This window comes from Achromobacter sp. (assembly GCF_049647645.1).
GTDB lineage: Bacteria > Pseudomonadota > Gammaproteobacteria > Burkholderiales > Burkholderiaceae_B > Achromobacter.
This window is the reverse complement of the sequence record NZ_JBARYB010000224.1, coordinates 1-5,230: the sequence shown is the minus strand read 5'-3', so window position 1 is coordinate 5,230 and position 5,230 is coordinate 1. Positions and strand designations below refer to the sequence as shown.

Below are 5,230 nucleotides of genomic sequence, written 5' to 3'. Positions count from 1 at the left end.
TTCCTGCAGGCTGACGGCACGGCCGCCGTGGCCGCTGCTCAGCTGCACGGTCGACAACAGCTCGGCGTGGCGTTCAAAGAATTCGGGGTGCTGCCGCAGGTAGTCGGCAATGCTGTCGTCATTCATGGTGGAGACGTTGGAAGTCATAAAGCGTCAGGAATCTCGATCTGGCCTTCGAACACCGTGGTGGCCGGGCCGGTCATGAACACATGGTCTTGCGCGCCGCCCTCCCAGGCGATCGTCAGCAAGCCCCCCCGGGTTTGTACATCGACACGCGCATCCAGCAAACCCTGCTGGATGCCGGCGACCACGGCCGCGCAGGCGCCGGTGCCGCAGGCCAGGGTTTCGCCGGCGCCGCGTTCGAACACGCGCAGGCGGATGTTGTTGCGGTCCACGACTTGCATGAAGCCGGCGTTGACGCGGCGCGGGAAGCGCGGATGGGTTTCGATCAGCGGTCCGAGGACCGACACGGGCGCCGTGTCGACGTCGTCCACGACCTGCACGGCATGCGGGTTGGAAATGGCTACGGCCGACAGCGCGACTGTGCGTGCCACGCCAGCGGGGGCGTCCAGCTCCAGTTCCCATAGCGTGTCCTGGCCTTGGGCGCGCGAGGCCAGGCCGGCGGTGTCGAACGGCAGGGCCTCGGGCTCGAAGCGCGTGCCGCCCATTTCGACGGTGACCTGTTCGTCGTCGCCTTCGTCCAGCACCAGGATGCCGGTGGCGATCTCGGCGCGCAGCGGGTTGCGGTCGGACAGGCCTTGCTCGTGCACGAAGCGCACGAAGCAGCGCGCGCCGTTGCCGCAGTGTTCGACTTCGCTGCCGTCGGAATTGAAAATGCGATAGCGGAAATCGGCGTCGGGCCGGGTCGAGCGCTCGACCAGGAGGATCTGGTCGGCGCCGATGCCGAAATGCCGGTCGCCCAAGGCGCGGGCGCGCTCGGGCGTCATGTCGATGGTCTGGCGGACCCCGTCGAGCACGACGAAATCATTGCCCGCGCCATGCATTTTGGTGAAGTTCCAGTTCATCACCGGATTATCGCCCATATTGGGGCGCGAGCCGCGGACTCAGTAGAGTTTGGGCTCGCCCGGCGGACGGGTCTTGAAGCGGCGATGGACCCAGTAGTACTGGCTGGGGCAGCGGCGCACCCAGGATTCCAGCTCGCGGTTCAGGCGGGCGGTGGCTTCTTCCAGCGAGTCTTCGCCCGGAAAGTCTGCAAGCGGGGGCAGGACGTCCATGTGGTAACGGCCAGTTTCCGGGTTCCAGAATCCCAGGATGGGCATGACGGCGGCGTCCCATTTCTTGGCCAGTTGCGCGGTGGCCAGCAAGGTGGCGGCCTGAACGCCGAAGAACGGCACGAAGACCGCGCCCTGCCGCCCGAAATCCATATCGGGCAGGTAATAGACGGGGCGGGGCGCGCGCAGGTGGCGGATCAGTTCGCGTACGCCGTCCTTGCGGCTGACCAGGAAGACCTCGTTGAAGCGGGCCCGGCCGGCAGCCACGATCGCGTCAATGTGAGGGTCGCTTTGCGGCGTGTACATGGTGGCGGCGCTGGGGAGTTCCAGCGTCAGCCGGGTCGCGGCCGCGTCCAGTCCGATGAAGTGCGGCGCCAGCAGGATGACGGGGCGGCCCTGGGCAATCAGCGCGTTGATTTGTTCGGCGCCGGTTTGGGTGACGAGTTCGCGGACAGCGTCGGCCGATCCGTACCAGAGCACGCCTCGGTCCACAATGGATTGCGCCAAGGCGCGGAAATGTTCAGCCGCCCAGCGTTCGCGGACCGCCTCCGGCTGCTCCGGAAAGCACAGGGCCAGGTTGCGGCGGACGATATGCGCGCGTGACTTGGCCAGCCGGAACCCCAGCCAGCCCAGGCAGGCGCCGACGCGCAGGCGGGTGGAGGGCCGGATGCGGGAGAACCATTTCAACAGGGAAACCAGCGCGCGCGTTTTGAAGTCAGTCATGGTGAGAAAAGTGGGGCGGACGGGAGCACGGGGGGCTTCAGTTGGCCGGGGGCGCAGCGTCGGCGCCAGGGGCGGGGGGCGCGCCGCGCGGCGTCTTGTAGCGGTTGTAGCTCCAGAGGTATTGCTCCGGGCAGCGGCGGATCAGCGTTTCCATGGCGGCGTTCAGCAGCGCGGCCTGCGCTGAGGCGTCGACGGGCAGCGGTTCGGCCACGCGCACATAGTGGATGCGCCAGCCCCGGCCCCCCGGCAGCCGTTCGCCCGCGGTCAGGATGATGGGTACGTTCGTCTGCGTGGCCAGTTTTCCCGGCAGTGTCATGGTGTAGGCCATGCGCCCGAAGAACGGCGCCCAGACGCCGTCGCCCACGCTGGGCGCCTGGTCGGGCAGCATGCCCACGGATTCGCCGCGGCGCAGGGCGCGCACGAACTCGCGCACCCCCTGCATGGTGGCCGGCACGGCGTTGACGGCCGAAGTGTTGCGCGCGGTTTCCAGCAGCGGGGCCAGGATGTCTTTGCGCGGCGGCCGGAACATGACCGTCATGGGCATCTGGCGGGCCAAGTAACGCGCGGTGATCTCGAAGCAGCCCAGATGCGGCGTCAGGAACAGGATGCCGCGGTTTTCTGCGCGGGCCGCGCTGACCACGTCGTTGTCGTCCGAGATTACCTGGGCCAGGCTTTGTTCATTGCGGAACCAGACCCGCGGACTTTCCAGGATCATGGCGCCGATTTCACCCGCCGCGCGCCGCGCGAATGCCGGATCGGGGTAGCCTGCCTGGACCGCATTGGCTTGCAGCCGCCGCCGGTACTTGCCCGGCCAGGCGTAGATCGCGCGCCCGGCAAGGCGCCCCGCGGCGTGCGCGACGGACAGGGGCAGGGCGGCGAATAGTCTGAACAGGAAGAGCAGCATGCGGCGGGAAAGTGGGACGGACGGGAAGTGCGCCTGGGCCGTGGGAATATGCTTACACCCCTGGCTTTGGCGGCAGAACCGCATTTTCGCTTAAAATAGCGCAGTCGCCGAGTTAACCGACAACTTGCGGGGCGACGGCAAGGGTGTAGCGCTTTGCGCGCCTTTTGCCAAATCCGCTAAAGCGTCGCGCCCAGATTTGCGTATGTCATGCGGTCGGGGGTGCAACGCGCCTCGTGAACCTATGCGCCGGCTAAGCCGGCCACCAAGGACGCATCTGTGGCCAATAACGACTTTCTCTTTACTTCCGAATCCGTCTCCGAAGGGCATCCCGACAAGGTTGCCGACCAGATATCCGACTCGATCCTGGACGCGATCTTCACGCAGGACCCGAATGCGCGCGTCGCAGCCGAGACGCTGTGCAACACCGGCCTGGTAGTGCTGGCTGGCGAAATCACCACCACCGCCAACGTCGACTACATCCAGGTCGCGCGCGACACGATCCGCCGCATCGGCTACGACAACACCGAATACGGCATCGACTACAAGGGTTGCGCGGTGCTGGTCGCCTACGACAAGCAGTCGCCGGACATCGCCCAAGGCGTGGACCGCAGCTCCGAGGATTACCTGAACCAGGGCGCGGGCGACCAAGGCCTGATGTTCGGCTATGCCTGCGACGAAACGCCTGACCTGATGCCCGCCCCGATCTGGTACGCGCACCGCCTGGTGCAGCGCCAGAGCGAACTGCGCAAGGACGGCCGCCTGCCGTGGCTGCGTCCCGACGCCAAGTCGCAAGTGACGTTCCGCTACATCGACGGCCGTCCGGCCGAAGTCGACACGGTGGTGCTGTCGACCCAGCACGCGCCGGAAGTCTCGCAAGAGACCATCCGCGAAGCGGTGATCGAAGACATCATCAAGCCCAGCTTCCCCGAAGGCCTGATCACGCCGCAAACCAAGTTCCTGGTCAACCCGACCGGCCGCTTCGTTATCGGCGGCCCGCAAGGCGATTGCGGCCTGACCGGCCGCAAGATCATCGTCGACACCTACGGCGGCGCATGCCCGCACGGCGGCGGCGCGTTCTCGGGCAAGGATCCGTCCAAGGTCGACCGTTCGGCCGCCTACGCTGCCCGCTACGTGGCCAAGAACATCGTGGCCGCCGGCCTGGCGCGCCAGTGCCAAGTGCAGGTCAGCTACGCCATCGGCGTGGCCGAGCCCATCAACATCACCGTCTACACGGAAGGCACCGGCGTCATCCCTGACGACCAGATCGCCAAGCTGGTGCGCGAGCACTTCGACCTGCGTCCGAAGGGCATCGTCAACATGCTGGATCTGCTGCGCCCGATCTACGCCAAGACCGCCGCCTACGGCCACTTCGGCCGCTCCGAGCCGGAATTCTCGTGGGAAGCCACGGACAAGGTGCAGGAACTGAAGAAGGCCCTGTAAGCCTTTCGGGTTCTGCAAGCAAAGCCCCCGCATCGCGGGGGCTTTTTCATGGCCGCAAGGGCTTACAGCCCCCAGCTCGACAGGTCGGGCCGGCGCGGCGCGGGCGCCAGCAGCGGCTCCAGCGCCGTAGCGCAGTCCAGCAGTGCGGCATCGCCGCCGGCGGGCGCCAGCAGCTGCACCGCCATGGGCATGCCATTGGCATCGAATCCTGCGGGCAGCGAGATGGCGGCCGCGCCCAGGAAGTTGGCGGGGCGCAGCAGCTTGCCCAGTCCGGCATGGCGGGCGTCGTCGGCGTCCAGCGCTTGCGCGGCCTGGTCGCAGGCGGGCATCAGCAGGGCGTCCAGGCCCTCCATGGCCTGCGCGAAGGCGGCCATGTCGGCGGCGCGGCGTTGCAGCGCGGCTTCGTAGTCGGCTTGCGTGATGCGGCCTCCGGCCGCGATGCGCTTGCGCACCACGTCCCAAAGCGGCTGCGCGGGGTCTTCAGCCAGTGCGCCGTAGTAGCGGTAGGCCTCGTAGGCCAGCACCACGGAGTTGTCGTCCGCCATGCGGGCAAACGACAGGGTCGCGGGCGGATGCCAGGGCGTGGGTGTATATCCGGCCCGCGCCAGGTTCTCCTCGGCCTCGCGCCAGGTCCGCAGGCCGGCGTCTGCCAGGGGGGCGGGCCAGGCTTCTGGCGCCAGTACCGCGACCGGGCCCGGGCCGCGCGCGGCTGGCACGCGCAGGGCGGCGATGGCGCTGGCGGGAAAGCTCAGCGTGGCGTTGTCGTCGATGTCCGGGCCGGCCAGCAGCTGCGTCAGCAGGCGGGCGTCGGCCACGTTGCGCGTGATCGGACCCAGCACGTCCAGCGTGTCCGACAGCGGCAGACAGCCGGCGCGGCTGATGACGCCGGTGGACGGCTTGAAGCCCACCAGGCCGTTCAGCGCCGCCGGCG

General features: G+C 67.9%; 6 protein-coding genes. 1 reads left to right on the top strand and 5 read right to left on the bottom strand.

What is annotated here, in order from left to right; genetic code table 11:
- The 4 genes from WBB14_RS26535 to WBB14_RS26520 all read right to left on the bottom strand — a co-directional run.
- Nucleotides 1-147: DUF484 family protein (locus WBB14_RS26535; RefSeq protein WP_424242403.1), on the bottom strand; the 147-nt coding region annotated here is incomplete at its 3' end.
- Complete coding sequence (gene dapF / locus WBB14_RS26530; protein WP_424242402.1) at nucleotides 144-1,043, bottom strand: diaminopimelate epimerase; 900 nt, start codon at nucleotides 1,041-1,043, stop codon at nucleotides 144-146. The genes WBB14_RS26535 and dapF, both read right to left, overlap by 4 nt.
- A gap of 21 nt (nucleotides 1,044-1,064) precedes the next feature.
- Complete coding sequence (locus WBB14_RS26525) at nucleotides 1,065-1,955, bottom strand: lysophospholipid acyltransferase family protein (protein ID WP_424242401.1); 891 nt, start codon at nucleotides 1,953-1,955, stop codon at nucleotides 1,065-1,067.
- Between the two features lie 37 nt (nucleotides 1,956-1,992).
- Nucleotides 1,993-2,859 carry a lysophospholipid acyltransferase family protein gene (locus tag WBB14_RS26520; RefSeq protein WP_424242400.1) on the bottom strand — a complete coding sequence of 289 codons (867 nt, stop codon included), beginning with the start codon at nucleotides 2,857-2,859 and terminating at the stop codon, nucleotides 1,993-1,995.
- Between the two features lie 276 nt (nucleotides 2,860-3,135).
- Between WBB14_RS26520 and metK the strand changes: the two genes are divergently transcribed.
- A complete protein-coding gene (gene metK / locus WBB14_RS26515; RefSeq protein ID WP_173144919.1) occupies nucleotides 3,136-4,299 on the top strand; it encodes a methionine adenosyltransferase in 1,164 nt (387 codons plus the stop codon).
- Between the two features lie 62 nt (nucleotides 4,300-4,361).
- Here the strand turns inward: metK and WBB14_RS26510 are convergent.
- Nucleotides 4,362-5,230: amidase family protein (locus tag WBB14_RS26510; protein ID WP_424242399.1), on the bottom strand; the 869-nt coding region annotated here is incomplete at its 5' end.